Source organism: Kiloniella litopenaei, from assembly GCF_000982415.1.
In the GTDB taxonomy this organism is placed as follows: Bacteria; Pseudomonadota; Alphaproteobacteria; order Kiloniellales; family Kiloniellaceae; genus Kiloniella; species Kiloniella litopenaei.
This window is the reverse complement of record NZ_LANI01000002.1, coordinates 85,210-102,887: the sequence shown is the minus strand read 5'-3', so window position 1 is coordinate 102,887 and position 17,678 is coordinate 85,210. Positions and strand designations below refer to the sequence as shown.

15 protein-coding genes are annotated in these 17,678 nt (G+C 47.2%); 7 read left to right on the top strand and 8 right to left on the bottom strand.

All coding sequences use genetic code 11. The annotated features are described in order from the left end of the window. Window positions 1–33 precede the first annotated feature (33 nt). Both WH95_RS02140 and WH95_RS02135 read left to right on the top strand, forming a co-directional pair. Window positions 34–1,188, top strand: coding sequence for a phosphatase PAP2 family protein (locus WH95_RS02140; protein WP_052741717.1), 1,155 nt, complete (start codon window positions 34–36; stop codon window positions 1,186–1,188). Then, on the top strand, window positions 1,181–3,286 hold the full coding sequence (locus WH95_RS02135; RefSeq protein WP_046502409.1) for a S8 family serine peptidase: 2,106 nt from the start codon (window positions 1,181–1,183) through the stop codon (window positions 3,284–3,286). Before WH95_RS02140 ends, WH95_RS02135 begins: the two co-directional genes overlap by 8 nt. A gap of 92 nt (window positions 3,287–3,378) precedes the next feature. On the opposite strand, the gene WH95_RS02130 is transcribed toward WH95_RS02135, so the two are convergent. From WH95_RS02130 to WH95_RS02115, 4 genes are all read right to left on the bottom strand, one after another. Then, the gene (locus WH95_RS02130; protein ID WP_082113941.1) at window positions 3,379–4,923 is read right to left on the bottom strand and encodes a methyl-accepting chemotaxis protein; all 1,545 of its coding nucleotides are present in this window, start codon (window positions 4,921–4,923) and stop codon (window positions 3,379–3,381) included. Between the two features lie 357 nt (window positions 4,924–5,280). Further along, on the bottom strand, window positions 5,281–6,816 hold the full coding sequence (locus tag WH95_RS02125; RefSeq protein WP_082113940.1) for a methyl-accepting chemotaxis protein: 1,536 nt from the start codon (window positions 6,814–6,816) through the stop codon (window positions 5,281–5,283). 415 nt (window positions 6,817–7,231) lie between these two features. Next, window positions 7,232–8,446: a multidrug effflux MFS transporter gene (locus WH95_RS02120; RefSeq protein ID WP_046502403.1), complete on the bottom strand. Its 1,215-nt coding sequence runs from the start codon at window positions 8,444–8,446 to the stop codon at window positions 7,232–7,234. Window positions 8,447–8,521: 75 nt separating this feature from the next. Further along, window positions 8,522–9,184 carry a glutathione S-transferase family protein gene (locus WH95_RS02115; RefSeq protein ID WP_046502400.1) on the bottom strand — a complete coding sequence of 221 codons (663 nt, stop codon included), beginning with the start codon at window positions 9,182–9,184 and terminating at the stop codon, window positions 8,522–8,524. 743 nt (window positions 9,185–9,927) lie between these two features. Between WH95_RS02115 and WH95_RS02105 the strand changes: the two genes are divergently transcribed. Together WH95_RS02105 and WH95_RS02100 are read left to right on the top strand one after the other, a co-directional pair. Next, window positions 9,928–10,485 (top strand): PAS domain-containing protein, encoded by a 558-nt coding sequence (locus WH95_RS02105; protein ID WP_046502394.1) that lies wholly within the window; start codon window positions 9,928–9,930, stop codon window positions 10,483–10,485. A gap of 154 nt (window positions 10,486–10,639) precedes the next feature. Further along, the gene (locus tag WH95_RS02100) at window positions 10,640–11,281 is read left to right on the top strand and encodes a trimeric intracellular cation channel family protein (protein ID WP_046502391.1); all 642 of its coding nucleotides are present in this window, start codon (window positions 10,640–10,642) and stop codon (window positions 11,279–11,281) included. Between the two features lie 108 nt (window positions 11,282–11,389). Here the strand turns inward: WH95_RS02100 and WH95_RS02095 are convergent, their stop codons facing one another. Beyond that, entirely contained in the window at window positions 11,390–12,112 is a 723-nt protein-coding gene (locus WH95_RS02095; RefSeq protein ID WP_046502389.1) for a VIT1/CCC1 transporter family protein, read from the bottom strand. Window positions 12,113–12,268: 156 nt separating this feature from the next. Continuing rightward, complete coding sequence (locus tag WH95_RS02090; protein WP_046502386.1) at window positions 12,269–12,487, bottom strand: DUF6500 family protein; 219 nt, start codon at window positions 12,485–12,487, stop codon at window positions 12,269–12,271. 363 nt (window positions 12,488–12,850) lie between these two features. Here WH95_RS02090 and WH95_RS02085 point away from each other — a divergent pair, with 363 nt between their 5' ends. Then, window positions 12,851–13,423, top strand: coding sequence for a PAS domain-containing protein (locus WH95_RS02085; protein ID WP_046502383.1), 573 nt, complete (start codon window positions 12,851–12,853; stop codon window positions 13,421–13,423). Window positions 13,424–13,752: 329 nt separating this feature from the next. After that, window positions 13,753–14,313 (top strand): PAS domain-containing protein, encoded by a 561-nt coding sequence (locus WH95_RS02080; protein ID WP_046502380.1) that lies wholly within the window; start codon window positions 13,753–13,755, stop codon window positions 14,311–14,313. Window positions 14,314–14,457: 144 nt separating this feature from the next. On the opposite strand, the gene WH95_RS02075 is transcribed toward WH95_RS02080, so the two are convergent. Together WH95_RS02075 and WH95_RS02070 are read right to left on the bottom strand one after the other, a co-directional pair. After that, window positions 14,458–15,450, bottom strand: coding sequence for a homocysteine S-methyltransferase family protein (locus tag WH95_RS02075; RefSeq protein WP_046502376.1), 993 nt, complete (start codon window positions 15,448–15,450; stop codon window positions 14,458–14,460). Between the two features lie 233 nt (window positions 15,451–15,683). After that, on the bottom strand, window positions 15,684–16,403 hold the full coding sequence (locus WH95_RS02070) for a LysE family translocator (protein WP_046502373.1): 720 nt from the start codon (window positions 16,401–16,403) through the stop codon (window positions 15,684–15,686). Between the two features lie 185 nt (window positions 16,404–16,588). Between WH95_RS02070 and WH95_RS20345 the strand changes: the two genes are divergently transcribed. After that, a complete protein-coding gene (locus tag WH95_RS20345; RefSeq protein WP_052741716.1) occupies window positions 16,589–17,470 on the top strand; it encodes a LysR family transcriptional regulator in 882 nt (293 codons plus the stop codon). Window positions 17,471–17,678: the final 208 nt, after the last annotated feature.

The following is a 17,678-nucleotide window of genomic DNA, read 5'->3' as shown; positions in this document are numbered from 1 at the left end:
CGCGACCACAAAGTCGGCGAAAGGAAGTTTATTATGTCAATTAATTCTGGGGTCAGTGGAGTTAGCGGAGTCAGTGGAGTTAGTGGAGTTAGTGGGGTCAGCGGAGTTAGCGGGGTCAGCGGAGTTAGTGGAGTTAGTGGGGTCAGCGGAGTTGACACAACAGCACATTTAACATCTTCAGATGCTATCCGTGATCCTTGGAATTTACCTGAACCGGGTGTTGAACCTCCTCATATTATTGCTGATCAGGCAGATAATCTTGCTCGATGGTCTCCTCGTGTTCGGGCTTCAACCATTTTAACTGACTTGCTCTCTCGCTTGTCTTTTAAAGGGGACGCTGATGAAGGGGCTGTTTCAATCTGGTTTCAGCATGATCATCCACACGGTGGGTTGGATCATGCGCCGCATCCTTCCTATTCGAAGCTAGCCAAGTTATCACGTCCAAGTGAAGAGGTATTTCGTTCACAGTTAGAATATGTACGAAACTATGCAGATCAACGATCCGAGCGCGCGGCTGAAATTTTGGCTCAGGTTGGATATCCGACAGAATTTTTTACCTCAGTTGTGCCTTTGAACGCTGTTACTCATAGCCATACACTCCAACTCATTAGCCTTGTTCAACAACTTGCATCGCATGTTGTCCTTCGCACCAAACACTCTTTGGCGTGTCGCCGTCCGGATATCTATTCGGCACAGATACAGCCGATTATTCCAACACCGGGGCACGGGACCTTGCCAAGCGGTCATTCCACCGAAGCTTTCACGGTTGCAACCGTCTTTGGGGCCTTGCTGGATGATACGATTATGTCGTTTCAACAAAGTCCTTCGATCAAGGAATTATTGCTTTCTGTTGCGGAACGTATTGCGGTGAACCGGACTGTTGCCGGGGTGCATTTCCCCGCGGACAGTACGGCCGGGGCGGCGTTGGGGACGACGCTTGGGCATTATCTGTTACAGCTTGCCAGCGGGGAAAGTGGTGATATTGATGCAGTTGAATTTATCGGCAACAACGCCACGGGCGATTTTGATAAATCTGTCATTGCATTGGGTGATGGGGATAGTGATCCGGTTGTGAAGTGGGGCACGTCCGAGGTTCATGGAGAGCCGGATAACCTGTTCCGTTGGTTGTGGCTCAAGGCCAAAAGCGAGTGGGAGGAAGCCCCTGCTGCAGGAGGCAACAATGGCTGATCCCTATCACTGGCAGGACGATGGCATCAAGGCCGTTGACCCCTATGAAGACTGGTTGCTGGATACAGGGGCGGGCTATGGCTTTCCCTTTGGTCCACCGAATGAAACGCATTGTTATAGCGGAACAGAAGCGTCGGAAAATTTTGTTGCAGGCGATGAAAATCCCGATGCCATTTATCCCGTGCTTTATCGGCCAGATGGGGAACAGCCCAGCTTTCGCCCCTTTGTTCTGCGGGAAAGTACTGTTGGTCGGGAGAGGTCTTCTGGCTTTGACCATTCTAACACCGAAAGCTCGGGGATTAAACGACGGATTGGTATTCCCCTGCGCGCGGCAAGTGTAAACCAGAGCTATGTGCCCGAGGCTACTCCCCAAGTCTCAGCGAATTCATCCTGTGCTTCATCTTCGCCTGCAAAGGTTGTGGTGGGGGTGATAGATGATGGTATTGCCATTGCCAATCGCAGGTTCCAGTCAGCACCCGGCAGCACCCGGATTGATTTTGCATGGGTGCAGGATGGTGATGCCCAATTGGGGGCTGGTTCTGGTTCCAATGTCGCTTTTGGCCGTGAATATACCAAGGCCGGTATTGACAGTGCTCTTGCCCAATACACAGATGCACTGGGCGCAACAAACGAGGCCGCGCTTTATCGGGCGTTGGGGCTGGTGGATAGCCGCAAGGTGATGCCAAACTCACTGGATGGCAAAGCAGCACACGGTACGCATGTGCTGGATCTGGCGGCCGGGGCTGATTATGACAATACGTCATCCAGTCAATTGGAAGAAGATCGCATCATCACGGTACAGGTGCCAGCCGCTGTGACCTGGGACACGTCTGGCATGGGGCTGGACAGTTTTATTCTGGCCGGGGTGCACTATATCCTTGATCGGGCTGATCGTATCGCGCCGAACCTGCCCGTGGTGATTAATTTCAGCTATGGCATTTTTGGCGGGCCACATGATGGCACATCGTTGCTGGAAAAGGCGATTGATGAAATTGTCACCGCCAGAAATGACCGTGTTGCACCGACGTCCGTGGTGTTGCCCTCGGGAAATCATCATCTGGAACGATCCCATGCGGTAATAACAGATGACGATTTTAAGGCTGATAATTGCGCCGATACAGATAAGGGGTATTGCGATCTGCCGTGGCGGGTGCAACCCAATGACAGAACGTCCAGCTATCTTGAAATATGGATGCCAAAGGCTGGGTATGATGACGGGGATATTGAGATCGAGGTCATCCCGCCAACAACAGAGGCAATTCCCGCACAAAAGCTAACAGCGGTTGTGAATAGCGCGGTTGTTCTGACCCGGGGGGCAAAGGCCATCGCACGGTTGTCCTATGACAAGCATACACCTTTGTCAGAAGAGGATGCGCGTGGTCGTTTTATGCTGGTTCTTGCGCCAACAGAGGTGCCAGATGTACGGGCAGATACAGCGCTTCATCCCGGTCCTTTGAAACCCGTTGCCAATGGTTTGTGGACCGTTCGGGTTATCAAAAAATCAGACAAGGCATTATCTGAACCTATCCATGCCCGTATCCAGCGCGACGCATCGCCTTTTGGCTATCCAGCTTTGGGGCGGCAGTCCTATTTTGATGACAGGGCCTATGAGCTTTATGATCATCAAGGGAAGCTACAGGTGCACGATAACCATTCCATCGTAAAGCGGGATGGATCATCCAATGGTCTGGCAACAGGTACAACACCGATTGTTGTTGCAAGCCATGTCGAAGCAACCGGGCGTGCCGCGATTTATAGCGGATATCAGACAACAGAGACAGCTTTGCCTGAACAGGCGAAGACGCCTTTGGTTTCTGCGGAAAGCGATCGCAGTCCTGTTTTCAGGGGGGTGCGGGCATCGGGCGTCAAATCCGGTGTCTCAGTCACATTGGATGGAACTTCTGTTGCTGCGCCGACCATTACCCGTGCTGTTGCAGCTGCCTATAAGGCCAGTATTGCAACAAGTCCGGTTGATGAGCTTTTGGCTCAGGCAACAGCAATTGAGGCCCTCAGACAGGCGAAAGGATATTTTGCGCCCCTTGACCCTGATCGACAGGGTGCCGGGCGTTTTCCGAAAGACGGTCTTTATGGCTGTTAGCTCTTAGAAGTGTGCCTTATGATCAAAAGCAACAAGGGCCAGTGAATTTCTTACGGAATTCCCCGGCCCTTGTTGTTTGAATGCTTGAGGTTTTAAAGTGCCTGTTTATTCAGGCTTCGGTATAGGTCGGTGCCTTCGCGGGCAAAGTTATGGGCATTATCAACGGCATTGGTGATTGACGCCAGGTTGTCGGTGATTTCGCTGACCTCTGTTGCGGCGGATTGCATACTGGCGGCAATCTCGCTGGATGCAGATGTTTGCTGTTCAACAGCGCCGGATACGGCGGTGACACTGCCCTCGACTGATTCTACGGCATCTTTGATGCTGTTAAGGTTTTCAACAACGTTATCACAGACAGATTGCATGCCAATGATTTCGGATGAAATCTGTTCGGTGGCGGTGCCAACCTGATTGGCCAGTGCTTTCACTTCGGATGCGACAACGGCAAAACCCTTGCCTGCTTCACCTGCGCGGGCAGATTCAATGGTAGCGTTCAGGGCAAGTAGATTGATTTGCCCGGCAATGTCTTGAATAGCACTTACCACGCTGTTCATGGACAGAGCTTGCTCAGTCAGTTTTTGCGTCAGCTGATCCGCATTTGTTGCCTCGTCAATTGCCTTTTTCACATCATTGCGTGATGTGTTCATGCTGCGGGCGATTTCGCTGGCAGATGCCTGAAACTCTTCGGATGCAGATGCTACGGATTGAACGGTTTGTAAGGTATTCGTAGAGGCAGAACTGGCAGCGGATGATTGGTTATTGGCGTTACCGACTGCTTCAAGTATTTTTCCCAGATTATCATCAACAAGCTGACCTACCCTGGCTGCTTCTTGCCGATCGGTAATCTGTTGGGTGATGTCTGTGGCAAACTTCACAACCTTGAAGGGATTGCCATCCGGGTCAAAAATCGGGTTATAGGTCGCCTGTATCCAGATTTCCTTGCCACCTTTGCCAATACGTTTGTATTCGGCGGATTGGAATTCCCCACGTTTTAAAGAGGCCCAGAACTGTTCATATTCATGGGAGTTTTTATATTCTTCCTCTACAAACATTCGGTGGTGCTGACCCTGAATTTCGTGCAGATCATAACCCACCGTTTTAAGGAAATTCTCGTTGGCATCAATGATGGTGCCGTCCAGATGAAAGGAAATAACCGCCTGTGATTTGTTTACGGCTTTAATCTGGCCTATGAAATCAGCATTTTGCAATGTCTGTTGAGTGATATCGGTTGCGTATTTGATGACCTTTGTAACCTTGCCCGAGGAATCAATTATCGGGTTGTATGATGCCTGTATCCAGATGGGTTTGCCGCTTTTAGTGATCCGTTTGTACTCGGCAGATTGAAATTCTCCCTTTTGCAAGCTCGCCCAAAACTGTTTGTATTCAGCAGAGTTTTTATAAGCCGTCTCGACAAAAAGACTGTGATGCTTGCCCTTTATTTCGTCGAGCGAATAGCCCATAGCGGCCAGAAAATTGCGGTTTGCAGTGATAATAGTGCCATCGACTTCGAATTGAATGACTGCCTGCGATTTATTCAGGGCATTCAAAATCAACGTCATTTCAATCTTGTTTAGTTTATAGCTTTTTGGTTGGTCCGCTGTTAATCGGGCGTTTTTACCAAACGAGAACATACGCATAAATCCTTTCAAACTCTCTGCAATGTCATCTCAGAGAGCAGTCATTTAATGGTCAAAAATATCAATGGGAGAAGATATCTTTGACCAGGTTGTTCGGCCCGTTGATTGGTAATCATCAAAGGTTAAATTTTATTGAATCTTTGCTTGGAAATTTCATATTTTCCCCAAGAGTTTAGTCATTTTCTTAGCTTAAATCAGTCGTTGAATTTATTTGTCCAATGACATTTTTATAGCAGCATGATCTGGTCTCTAAAGTCAGAGACTTGTGGCCATTGTTCCCGTTCTTCCTTTGGTCGTGCATCGTTAATTTGTCGGGTATTCAGGCAAGAAATCAGTCAGTTTCGGTGCCGTCATCCGTTAAATTGATGCTGATTGTTCCGCGATGGCTGTGGATACTGCAGAGACATTATTTTCGACGGTTTGAACCGCGCTACTGATACTGTCCAGATTGTTATTTACTGAATTCACAGCGGTTGCTGCGGTTTGAATGTTTGCTGATATTTCACCTGATGCAGCAGTTTGTTCCTCTATCGCCCCTGATACTGAGGTAACACTTCCTTCGACGGATTCAACGGCGCCTCTGATACTGGTTAAATTTTCTACGACGCTGCTGCAAATTGATTGCATGCTGCTAATCTCTGAGGATATTTTTTCTGTCGCGCTTCCAACCTGGTTTGCGAGTGCTTTGACTTCTGATGCCACAACTGCGAAGCCTTTTCCGGCTTCTCCGGCCCGTGCAGATTCAATCGTTGCATTTAGGGCAAGTAGATTGATTTGCCCGGCAACATCCTGAATAACGCTGACAACGCTATCCATTGACAGGGCTTGCTCGGTCAATTTGTTGGTCAGATCATCTGCTATATGGGCTTCTTCTATGGCTTTTCTGACATCATCTTGCGAAGCTGTCATGCTTCGGGCGATTTCCGCAACTGAAGCTTGGAATTCTTCGGATGCCGAAGCGATTGATTCAACCATCTGCAATGTTTCATTTGATGCCTGAGCAGCTGAAGAGGATTGATTATTCACAGCAACAACAGTTTGCAGAATGTTTCCCAGGTTTTCATCAACAATTTCACTAACCTTTGTTGCTTTTTCCCGGTTGATTACCTGCTGGGTGATATCAGTGGCAAACTTGACAACTTTAAAGGGTTTCCCATCGGGGGCAAAAATCGGGTTGTAGGTTGCTTGTATCCATATTTCTTTTCCGCCTTTGCCGAAACGTTTGTATTCAGCGGTTTGGAATTCGCCATTCCGTAACCTGTTCCAAAAATCAGCATATTCTTTTGATTCTTTGTATTCGGGTTCGACAAATATGCTGTGATGTTGCCCCTGAATTTCATCAAGTTTATATCCTACAGCGTCGAGGAAATTCTGATTTGCGTCGATAATAGTGCCATCAAGATGAAAGGATATGACGGCTTGCGATTTGCCAATTGCATCTATCTGACCTTGATAATCAGCATTTTGTATGGTCTGTGCCGTTATGTCTGTTGCATATTTAACAACCTTTACGACTTTTCCCGATGCGTTCATCATGGGGTTATAGGATGCCTGTATCCATATTTCCTTACCACCTTTTCCAAGACGTTTGTATTCGGCGGACTGGAATTCTCCTTTTCCAAGATTTTTCCAAAAATCCCGATATTCTTGGGAGTTCTTGTATTCTTCTTCGACAAACATGCTGTGATGCTTGCCCTTGATTTCTTCCAGCGTATATCCCATAGCCGCCAGAAAATTTTTATTGGCAGTGATGATCGTGCCATCAGGTTCAAATTGAATGACTGCTTGGGATCGATTTAAAGCAGATAGGATCAGGTTCATTTCTGCCTTGTTGAATTTACAGTTTTTCGGCTGATAATCGGTGGGGGTATTCTTTTTTGAGAGACCAAGCATATCACATCCTCTGCCATGTGGGGCACGATCGTTCCTGAAAATTGATACGTAATCGACAGCGTTCTGAGTGGATATTTTTTGGGGTGGCATCCACGACAATAACCATAGGAAAATAATATTAATTTTTCATAAACCTGTGCGTGTGGCCAGTGAGTGTGACAAGTACGTGTGACAAGTGCGTGTAACAAGTACGTGAAATCAGGGGGGCGCGCAGTTGTTCTTGATTTTACCGATAATTTCAAGTGAAAGGGTGGGGTCCATCATTAAGGGGGATATGATGGACCCCGTTAAGCAGGGCCAGAATAATGCGGGCCCATACTTAATGAGATAATTTAGCCCTAGGTATCTTCTTTGTCGAAGGAGGGAAAGCTAAATTATTACTTATTTTCGTCATATAAGCCGGAAATATAGAATATCAAGCCGGAAGTAAAATTCCTGCCTTACTCCGTTTGGCTATCAAGACCAAAATCAGTGCTGTTACCCCGCAGAAACACAAGGCAAAGACCATGTGCATCACAGTTCCGTCATAGAGCCGCCCTGCCGAAACCGAAACGGCGACGGCTACAAGGCTGGAAATAGAAGCAATAACCGATGCACCCAATCCCGCCATCTTTCCCAAAGATTGCATTGCCATGGCATTGATGTTTCCAAAGAGAATACCGACCGAGAGAAAAATCAGAAAGCCATTGATCATAAAGATCGTAAAGGGTGGGATACCATCATGGGGCAAGGCAAAGAAAAAGAGGGTTCCGGTAAAGAAAATCAGGGCGCTGAGGGCAACAACAACCATTCTGTGCATACCAAACCGCATGACAAGCTGTGAATTGATCAACGAAGACAGGGCAACGGCAGAGGCGAGAACCGCAAAATAAAGCGGAAAGTTATCAACCACGCCATAAAGATCCTCGAAAATTGATTGGGATGTGCTGACATAGACCAGCAAAGCCCCGAAAATCATACCGCCAGAGACGGAATAGCACATGACTTTGCCATGCTTTAGAATGCGGCTTGTGGAATGCATCAACTTTTTTGGTGAAAGTGGTATCCGGTTTTCCCGCGCCAGGGTTTCTGGTTGACGGATGATCAGCCAAAGCCCGGTTGAAACGGAAAGCACCAGAAAAGAGAAAAAGATATATCGCCATTCGGCAACGGCCAGAACCATTTGACCAAAGGCCGGGGCGATCATAGGAATCATGATAAAGATCACCATAATAAAAGACATAATCCGGGCCATGGATTCACCTTCGTATTGGTCACGGATCAGGGCACGGGTTGCGATCTTGGGGCCTGACGCGCCAACACCCTGAATAATTCGTCCCAGGATCAAAATCTCGAAACTGGATGCGGTCATGGCAACAAGCGTACCACCGACATAGATCCCGACCCCTAGCAATATTGCCCCTTTGCGTCCGATCGCATCAGAGACAGGACCGATAAAAAGTTCACCAAAGACCATCCCGAAAATGAAGAGCGAGATAATCAACTGACTATCTAGCGGATCAGAAATGGCGAGGTCTGCACTGATTTGGGGCAGGGCAGGCAGCATGGCATCAATGCTGAGGGCCGTAATGGAGGTGATCAGGGCAAAAAGAATGACAAACTCGGGTAGTTTTAAAGGACTTTTATTCATAACAGTTTCTATCTTTGTCGTTTAAGACCTGAGGCAGCAAAATCAATGAGTGCCGTCATCAGGTCCCAAGCCGGGCTAGTGCCTCAGGGCTCGTTGTACAGCAGGGCGGTCTTCCATACGTTTGAAATGCGCATTGACACGGGGAAAGGCGGTGATATCGACACCGTCACCTTCCAGCCAACGCGCGATGGTATAGAGATAGGCGTCGCAGATGCTGTACTGTTCGCCCAATACCCATGGCTGACCAAGATAGGTTTCTTCTATCATGGTAAAGAGTGTTGACATGTTTTCAGGCACCTTGGCGCGCATGTCTTCATAAGAGCTTTCTTTGTTTGCCCAGCGTGCGCCACGTAGCTTGTGGGCATGGGCGACGTGAACAGTTGAACAGAGAAAGCTGTTGAACGATTGCATTTGGGCGAGGGCAAAATTATCGCCAAGAGGGGCCAGATTAGCCTGGGGAAACTGTTGTGCCAGATAAAAAAGGATCGCCGGTGTTTCGGTCAGGACACCTTTGGTGCCTTGTGAACTTGTGGCGTCCTTGGAATGTGCAGCCACTGTCCCGTCATTTACGACCAGCGCAGGGACGCGCCCTTTGGGGTTAAGCCGCAGGTAATCTGCTTTATGCTGTTCACCATCCGCAAAGGATACTGTTTTGATTTCGAACTCTGCATCTGTTTCTTCCAGGGCGATGCAAGAGGCCAAAGAACAAGCACCCGGTGCGTGAAATAGTGTCAACATTCGAATTCTCCGTTATCTCACCCTGTTTTCAGAGCATTTTTCTTTGTTTCTGTCTTATGGTCTCGTTACCAATAATGAATGTTACCAATATCGAAATTGAACTTCGTTATCGGCGCAGCTGTTCTGTGGAGATCCTATCCTGATCTTTTTGATCCGGATTGGTTCCCCGTGAAAGCAGGAACTGCTCTTAAAATAATAATCATCCGTGGCCTCGGCATGGGAAATCCACTGCGACGGACGAAGCAAGGTCCAGACATCACCCTGAAAAACAAGGTGCTGGAAAGGGTTTATGTGTTTTAGGTTCTGGCCGGTTATCCGAACCTGATAAAGCTTTATCCATCGTTCTCTGGAAACTGAATAAAACTGCGTACCGAGGTTCTGATAGTGATATCCGGTCGTTTATCTGGGTGAGCTGCAAAAACAGATGCAGTCACACAGTTGCTTTATGTGAAATGTGAAAACATAAAACCACCCCTTTGAAACAAGGTCAAGAAAGAAAGCAAGTCCCGATGTGTGTCCGCATGATTGTATTGGTTTAATGCTATGCACCCTGTCGTTAGTGTTTTTGTGCTGTGATAAATTCTTGAATTAAGATCCTGTCACAAAATCAGTATAAAAAATTGCTGTAAGCTTTTGTAAAATATCTGTAGGCTGCGTTTGTCTGATGACGGGGGTAATCAGGGTCGGCTGGAGAAAGAATTGAAACCCGGTGCCACATTCGCCGGGGCATTAGGTGAGGTTCAGTGAAAATAAGAAATGCCCGAAATCGCCAGTTTTATGATTATTGGCAGGGTTTAGAAAGGGCAGAAGGGTTTGATATGCCAAACCGGAGCTCCTTTCGCCCAGAAGATATCCCATCATTATTGCCGAATATCATTATTTACGAGCTGATTTCCCGGGACAATATCAAAATTCGTTTGCAGGGCACCGCAATTAATGAACGCTTTGGCCATGATATGACTGGCGCAAACTATCTGGATTATGTTGCCGATGATCGTAGACAGGTGGCATCAGATGCTTTCTGGCTCATGGCGCAGCATCCTTGCGGTATCTGTGCCGTCCTGGAACACGCATTATCCAGCGGACGTAATGTTAGCGTTGAATCAATCGGTTTTCCGCTTCGCAACGATATTCCTACCTTGGATGGCAGTGAACCCAATCCGATAATCGTCTATCAAAGCAATGAAATTGAAGATTTAAAGCCATTTGAATTCAAATCCAATGAGCGTTTGGAACTTATTCTGGTGGTGGACAGGCAAATGATCGATCTGGGCAAAGGGGCCCCAACATTTATCGACTAAGGGGGAGGTGCCGGATAGCATCATGCCTTTTAATGGCCCTGCTTTCGTTAATAATTCTGCTTTTCATTTTGATTATATGTTACCCGGATAGGCTTATATGTTACCAAGATGGGTAGGGCTTGAATTGTTTTTACAATAAAGTGAGGGGGCGAAGGTGGAAATTGTTCAATGGCTTGATTATGCCGGGGTTGCGGTGTTTGCAGCAACGGGTGCTTTGGCGGCTTCGCGGAAACAGCTTGATTTTATCGCGTTTATATTTCTTGCGGCGGTAACGGGCATTGGCGGGGGAACTTTTCGCGACGCAATTTTGGGTCAGACACCCGTTTTCTGGGTACGGGAACATGCCTATCTTTTGATTTGTGCAGGCACAGGCGCGTTGGTCTTTTTCACTGCACACAGATTTGAATCCCGATACAAGGTGTTGTTGTGGCTGGATGCTATTGGGATGGCGGTCTTTTCGGTGAAGGGGGCAGAAATCGGTTTTCTTGCCACCGGGTCGTCATCGATTGCTGTTGTAACGGGGATATTGACCGCAACATTTGGTGGGGTTTTACGAGATATTATTTCCGGGGAGCAGTCCGTCCTGATGAGACGGGAAATCTATGTGACTGCTGCGTTGTTTGGTTCTGTCGCCTGGGTGCTTTCCTATCATGCGGGGTTAGAGAATGTCGTTGGCTCAATCCTTGGCTTTCTGGTTGCCTTTGTCGTTCGTGGTGGGGCGCTGTATTACGGATGGAACCTGCCAACTTATAAAAGCAAGCCGGGCCGCACGATGGAAGAAATTGAGAAACTTTGACCAGTGTCTTTGCACGCTTTCTGGCGCGTTTTGGGGATTTACCCTGAACGGTTGTTTTTTGTCCAGGTCAAATTTCGGTTGGCTTTCAGATGGGTATTCCTATGAGGTTCAGCCGACGATATCGCGTAGAAGATAACCAACACCATAGGAAACAAGTGCAGCCAACCCGCCAATTAACAGGGTTTCACTGCCGGATCGCCACCAAGGGGCTAAGGACCAGCGGCTTTTGATCATGCCTGTTGCGAAGAATGCCAAGGCGGTCATGCCACAGGCCAATGAAAAGGCATTTTGAAGGTCCAGAATAAAGGGCAGCAAGGGGATCGAACCCGCGACAAAGAAAGCCCCAAAGGTTGATAGAGCAGACTTTAAGGGGTTTCGTGGTGTTGGAGAAACACCATATTCTTCGGTGATCATTGTGTTTATCCACAATTCTTCGTTGGATGTTATTGCCTCTGTGGCCTCTTCCAATGTTGATCCGCTTAGCCCTTTCGCGGACAGAATTTGTCGAATTTCTTCCCGTTCTCCCTCTGGAACTTGTTTGATGTGTTTGCGCTCTATTTCACGTAAGCGTTCGGTGTCATCCAGTTCTGATTTGGTTGCGCTATAGTTGCCCGCGGCCATGGAAAAACCGTCTGCCAGTAAGTTGGCAACCCCAAGTATAAGAATGACGCGCACGGACAGCTGTGCCCCGATAACACCAGACACAACCGCAAAGGTGGTCACAGCACCATCAATGCTGCCATACACCCAGTCCTGTAGGTAACTTGCCTTGTGTCCCTTGGCAAAGCGTTCTCGTATGGCTTCGGACGAATGATCGTGTTCCAGTTTCATGTAATCAGCCTGACGTATTTTGTAATCGTGTTATCACAGCAAACAAGCCCCCATGCTATAAATGTTACTGTGTATACGCGAACAATTTCTTCTCGTAGCTTAACAGGTGGAACGGGGATTTCCCTGATTTACGTCAAATAATCTGGTCCTGAATTTCTATTTACCATTTATAACCATATCCTTGATCTTTTTTGCTTTTTCAAAATGATCCAGTTGGTGGGTTTTGATCCACCAGGTTGCTGCTTCCATCAAAAGGTCAGGATCGTCGTTTTTGTTGGCAAAAAAAGCGTAGAAAGACAGACCGACTGTCTCGCCTTTCCTGTCCATCTTCAGATCACAGACGTCGATTATTTTTTGTCGTAAAGATGGTCTCATTGGCGAATTATAACCTGTTTGTTTTATCGTGTTTGAATCGTCTTCAAGGGTGCGGATGTAATGCCTTGCGAGAAAATTTATCCAGAAATTCTGAAGACCTGCAAGCCCGAGACCCGCAAGCCCAGAGCCCCGTATGCCCAGAGACTATGTATATTCTATTATCAGTCTAATTCAACATCGTATTTTCAGTGTGCTGGATCTGCCCAAGTGTGTTGATATTCAACGTTTTCGATCATAAGAGGTAATATCAGGTGATGCTGCGTTAACACTTTATTAACCATTTGTTTTGTGTTTCTATATTAACGTTTTGTTGGTTGCGTTAGGCAAAGCGTGTGAAGAATAGAACGTGGCGCCCGGAAAGGGATGAAGGCATTGATTAAATTCAGACATTCCAAAAGTCAGGCCTTTTATGACTATTGGTGTCAGTTGCCAAAAACAGGGGTGTTACCGGAAAAAAAGCACCTTAAACCGGAACAAATCCCCAATTTACTTGCCACGATGATTGTTTATGAATTGGTCTCGCATGATCTGATCCGTATCCGGCTTATGGGATCGACTGTCGAAGAACGCTTTGGCGGACGGCGCACAGGAACCAATTATCTGGATATGGTCGAAGATCATCGAAAATTCAGTGCCTCGGCGGCTTTGTGGGCACAGGTGGAAAATAGCTGTGGTATGTATGCGTTGTTGGAACAGGAATTGGTTTCAGGCCGCCTGGCTTATATCGAAGCCCTTGGTTTGCCTGTCTCAAATGATGAGGGTAAATACCCTGTTCTTTTTTTCCAGAGTAATGAAGTTCATAAAGATAATGATGAACCGCGAGAGAAAAGTCAGCAAGATTTGGTGAATGATGATGACAGTTTGTTAAAGTATATCCGGGTTGTGGAACGGTCCTATTTTGATCTTGGGATGGGTATTCCCGAATTGAGAGATTGATTCGCATTACAGTCAGGTGATTTATCATTCATTTACAAGGGCTTTGTGTCGATTTTTCTTGGTAATTTAACGTTGAATTTTATCTATTTTGTGTAATTTTATATCATGGTGAGTTATTTATTTTGGTTTATTTTACTGCAATCTGAAAATCAGGAAGATAATCCTTGATTAATATCAATTATCACAGGCATGATCAGTACTGGTAGTTTTCACGCTTATCTAATTTGTTTTCTTCTCTTATTTTTTTAGTGCTTAAGTCAGAAAATTAATCGTTGGGTCCGAAGGCTGCTTTGCTTGTGGTTAAAGAATAATAAAGGCTGTGACTCTTCATGGATTTTAAACATCCGAAATCTGCAGAGTTTTATAGATATTGGCTCGATTTACCGCGTGATGGCTTTGCACCGTCCCGGGATAGCTTTCGACCTGAACAGATACCGTCTTTGCTCCCTAATTTCATGATCTATGAAATGATTTCAGATGATTATATAAAAATTCGTCTTTTGGGATCAAATTTGAGTGAAAAGTTTGGCGAGGCTTGTGAAGGGAGCAACTATCTGGATCTTGTTGGACAGGAACGGAAGATACAGGCTTTACAAGCATTGTGGTCCGTTGTTAATCAGCCCTGTGGTATCGTTGGCGTTGTCGAACAGGTTATGAAAAGTGGCCTGAGCGTCTGTTTGGAAACTGTCGGCCTTCCTTTGCTCAACAGTAATGATGGTAATCCACTGATCCTGTTTCAGAAAAATGAACTGGATTGTGAAAAACGATTACCAGATGAAGGTTCTGAAAAGCGGGATTATCTGCGTATTTATTCCAGGCAGTTTATTGATATTGGTGCCGGATTGGATAGCGTTCAGGATTTGATCTATCCATCTTTAACTGATGCCTAAAACCGATACCTGATACCTTGATCTGTTCGGCGATCTGTTCGGCTTAATATTGGGGACTGGGCTTTAGTCCAATACCAAAAGCGAGCATCAATTATTTCTACCGCTGGCTGGTTTTATGAGGTCGGTTATTCGGGGCGATTTTAATCACCGGTTTTGGGGCGAAAGGATCGCACGCGCAATTTCAGTCACGTGGCGCAGGTCAGATCCGCAACATCCGCCAAAAATGTTCAACCACGGCATTTTTGAATAGATTTCTTTGTATTGCTGTCCCAACTCGATTGGGTTTCCTGCGTCCAGTGCTTCACAATTATCCAGCTCTTCGTGGCTCATCCGCGATGCATTACAGCGGATGCCTTTAATTCTTTGCGCCCACTTTTGATCCTGGAGGTTGTTGTCTGACAGTTGATCCGGAAAGTGGTCCGGGTGCGCACAGTTGATCATAAAGTAAATCGCCTGAGAACTGGTTTCCCGATCAACCTGATCAATGGCGTCGGCCAGGGATTGTCCGCTGGGCAGCAAGCCGTCTGTTTCGACCGTAAAGGAAACTGCAATGGGCATGTTTTCTTTGTGCGCAGCACGTATCGCCCCGATGGCTTCTTCGGATTGGGTAAAGGTCATGGCTGAAATCATGTCCACCTGGGTGGCGGCCAGCCAACTGATTTGCTGTGCGTGATAGTCTTCGGCTTCATTGGTTGTTATCTGATAATCCGGTGCATAGGCATCACCGCGCGGCCCAAGTGCAGCATTTAGGACGATGGGGTGTTGGCCGTTATCCCAAGCATCCCGGATTTGTGCGGTGTAATCGATTGATGACTGGTTCGCGGCCTTGATCTCGTCAATCGTCTGTCCCAGATCATTTGCCCAATGGGGATGTGCTTTCCATGTCTGGCCATCCAGAATGAAGCCTGTGTTGGTCTGTCGAGCCAGAGCCAGAAAACCGTTGTAATAGTTTGTCAGGGCGGCACGACCACGTTCGTCAGGTAACAGAGTGTGGGCAGCAAAGGCCTTGATTGGAATGCCTTTGTTAAAGATCAAGTCTGTTTCCTGTCCCGCATCGGTCAGGAAAAGCCCGCCCTTGAGTTGCGGCAGATTGTGTCTGTAGCGGGGTGTTTTGTTCGTTCTTAAGTTTGCCGACATCTTTGCCCCTTTGGTTCCAGAACTTTTCCGAGCTTTTTGGGGGTCGATAAAGGTGAATGCCCCCTGTCTCTGTGCTCTGTCCCTGTGTTCTGGTTAGCTGTGTTCTGGTTAGCTGTGTACGCCAGTAAACTGTACGCGGGCGCATAATTTTCATCAAGCAAACATTAAGATCGGGGCGTTTCAAGTTAAAGCCTGATGTGCCGTGAATGTAACTGGCACGATAGCGGGTGGTGTCACAATGTTGTCAGGCCAAAATAGATCAAGCTGCCCCCAAACCCACAAAAGATGAGGGCAATGAGCTTGTTGATAAAGGTCACTGTCGCCGGTCTTTGGATCAGCCGTGACAGTTTTACGGCGGTATAGGCAAAGGCACTGAGGGATAAAAAGGACAACCCCATAAAGGTTGCTGTCATAAGCAATAGCTGTGGTGTTGCTGCGGCCTGTGTGTTGAGAAAGAGTGGAAAGAGGGCAAGCAGGAAGATGATCATTTTTGGGTTTGTCAGGCCGACAAGTAAAGATTGCCGGAAAAGATAAGGGGCAGATCCCGGATCTTGATGAGCTTCAAGGGACGATGGGAAAGAAGAGGCAATGCAATTGGTGTCGGCCCCTGCATTGACTGTCGTGACTTTTCCGCCCCTATCATCTTTGGTAAGATTGTCCAGCGAGATCATGCCCCTCTGCCAGTTCTGATAAGCAAGCCAGAGTAGGTAGCTGCCCCCCAGAACCCGCAAAACAGAAAGTATTCTTGGCTCTGTGGTTATAATTGCCCCGAGACCAAGTGTAACCGCGAGGCCAACACAACCAATCGCCACAACATTGCCCAGGGTTGAATAGATCGTTTTGCCCATACCTAATGAAAGGCCGTTTCTGATTGCAAGAACGATTGCCGGACCGGGGGCGAGGATATTTGCACTCGCGGCCAAAACAAAGGCGATCCAGATTTCAAAGGTCATTGTGGGCTCCTGATAAAAACTTTTCTTGTTCGTTCCGAATTGACTGACAGATAGCTGTGGCGGACTATTTGGCCGGAAATGAACAAGGAAAGTTAATCGCAGAATTTAAATCAAAAAAAATAGTTTATTTTTATTTATAAATAAAAAATAATGATGTGAATTGTTTGTTGAACAGGATTGAGCTAATGGACCTCTCGGCATTACGCACGTTTAAGCTGGTGATGGATTTGGGAAGTGTGACGGCTGCGGCTGAAAATCTGAACACAGTACAACCCAATGTCACGGCCCGTATTCGCAAGCTGGAAAATGAGCTTGGCGTTTCCCTGTTTCTGCGGGCGCATCGACGTCTGGTACCAACGCACGAGGCGGAAAAGCTGTTGGAATATGCCAATGCCATGTTGACGCTGGAACGTGCGGCAAAGGGCGCGGTGAACCCGGGTGATGCCGGCCATATACGAATGGGCTTTGTGGATACCCAGGCATCTCATTTGCTGCCACGCTTTATCACGGAATATCGACGTTTTCATCCCGATGCAGAGATTTCTGTGGATACGGGTGTTTCCGGTTTTCTCAATAGGGCGGTGGACGAGTGCCGTTTGGATGCTGCCGTTGTGGTTGACCGTCGCAAGCGCAGTACGGATCAGGATAGCTTGACGACGCATATGCTTTTCACTGAACCCCTGGTTTATATTGCGCCACAGGGATTGACGCGGTTAGAACAGGCGCTGGAATTACCTATAATGGTCTTAATTCAGGAAGGCTGTGGCTATCGCAACTTTGCAATTGACTGGTATCGCGCGCAAAATCTTACTGCGCCCAAGATGATGGAAATCTCGACACTGGATGGCATTCTTGCTTGCATCAAGGCTGGCCTTTGCGCCTCTGTTTTACCACGGTCGATTGTCGAGAGTTTCGAGCTGGAAAACAGAGCGGCGGTCTTTCCACTGAAAGGCGACAATGCAGAGATCAAAATTGCATTGGTTCATCGTCCGGAATTCAACGGAGATCACCGGATCAATCTGCTGCTTGAAATGTTCCGTCGGGATGAAAGCGTTGCTGCAGAATAGACCTGTCGTGTCTTGCTGATTTACAGTGCTTTTTTTTGCAAATAACGATGTGTTACGGATTTTACGGGGGCTGGTGAAGCTGAGGGGCGCTGCTACGGCGTTTTTAAAAACGAAGTAAAATCAATGGGCTACGATTCTCTCTTGGCTTTTTGGATTATTGTTAGTGGTGCATGGTATTAATAATAATCCGTATGGTCTTTAAAATAGA

What these genes read in the sequence shown, in the direction of transcription:
- WH95_RS02140 (WP_052741717.1), top strand. Translation starts at nt 34, where the DNA reads ATGTCAATTAATTCTGGGGTCAGTGGAGTTAGCGGAGTCAGTGGAGTT.
- WH95_RS02135 (WP_046502409.1), top strand. Translation starts at nt 1,181, where the DNA reads ATGGCTGATCCCTATCACTGGCAGGACGATGGCATCAAGGCCGTTGAC.
- WH95_RS02130 (WP_082113941.1), bottom strand. Translation starts at nt 4,923, where the DNA reads ATGCGTATGTTCTCGTTTGGTAAAAACGCCCGATTAACAGCGGACCAA.
- WH95_RS02125 (WP_082113940.1), bottom strand. Translation starts at nt 6,816, where the DNA reads ATGCTTGGTCTCTCAAAAAAGAATACCCCCACCGATTATCAGCCGAAA.
- WH95_RS02120 (WP_046502403.1), bottom strand. Translation starts at nt 8,446, where the DNA reads ATGAATAAAAGTCCTTTAAAACTACCCGAGTTTGTCATTCTTTTTGCC.
- WH95_RS02115 (WP_046502400.1), bottom strand. Translation starts at nt 9,184, where the DNA reads ATGTTGACACTATTTCACGCACCGGGTGCTTGTTCTTTGGCCTCTTGC.
- WH95_RS02095 (WP_046502389.1), bottom strand. Translation starts at nt 12,112, where the DNA reads ATGAAACTGGAACACGATCATTCGTCCGAAGCCATACGAGAACGCTTT.
- WH95_RS02090 (WP_046502386.1), bottom strand. Translation starts at nt 12,487, where the DNA reads ATGAGACCATCTTTACGACAAAAAATAATCGACGTCTGTGATCTGAAG.
- WH95_RS02085 (WP_046502383.1), top strand. Translation starts at nt 12,851, where the DNA reads ATGAAGGCATTGATTAAATTCAGACATTCCAAAAGTCAGGCCTTTTAT.
- WH95_RS02080 (WP_046502380.1), top strand. Translation starts at nt 13,753, where the DNA reads ATGGATTTTAAACATCCGAAATCTGCAGAGTTTTATAGATATTGGCTC.
- WH95_RS02075 (WP_046502376.1), bottom strand. Translation starts at nt 15,450, where the DNA reads ATGTCGGCAAACTTAAGAACGAACAAAACACCCCGCTACAGACACAAT.
- WH95_RS02070 (WP_046502373.1), bottom strand. Translation starts at nt 16,403, where the DNA reads ATGACCTTTGAAATCTGGATCGCCTTTGTTTTGGCCGCGAGTGCAAAT.
- WH95_RS20345 (WP_052741716.1), top strand. Translation starts at nt 16,589, where the DNA reads ATGGACCTCTCGGCATTACGCACGTTTAAGCTGGTGATGGATTTGGGA.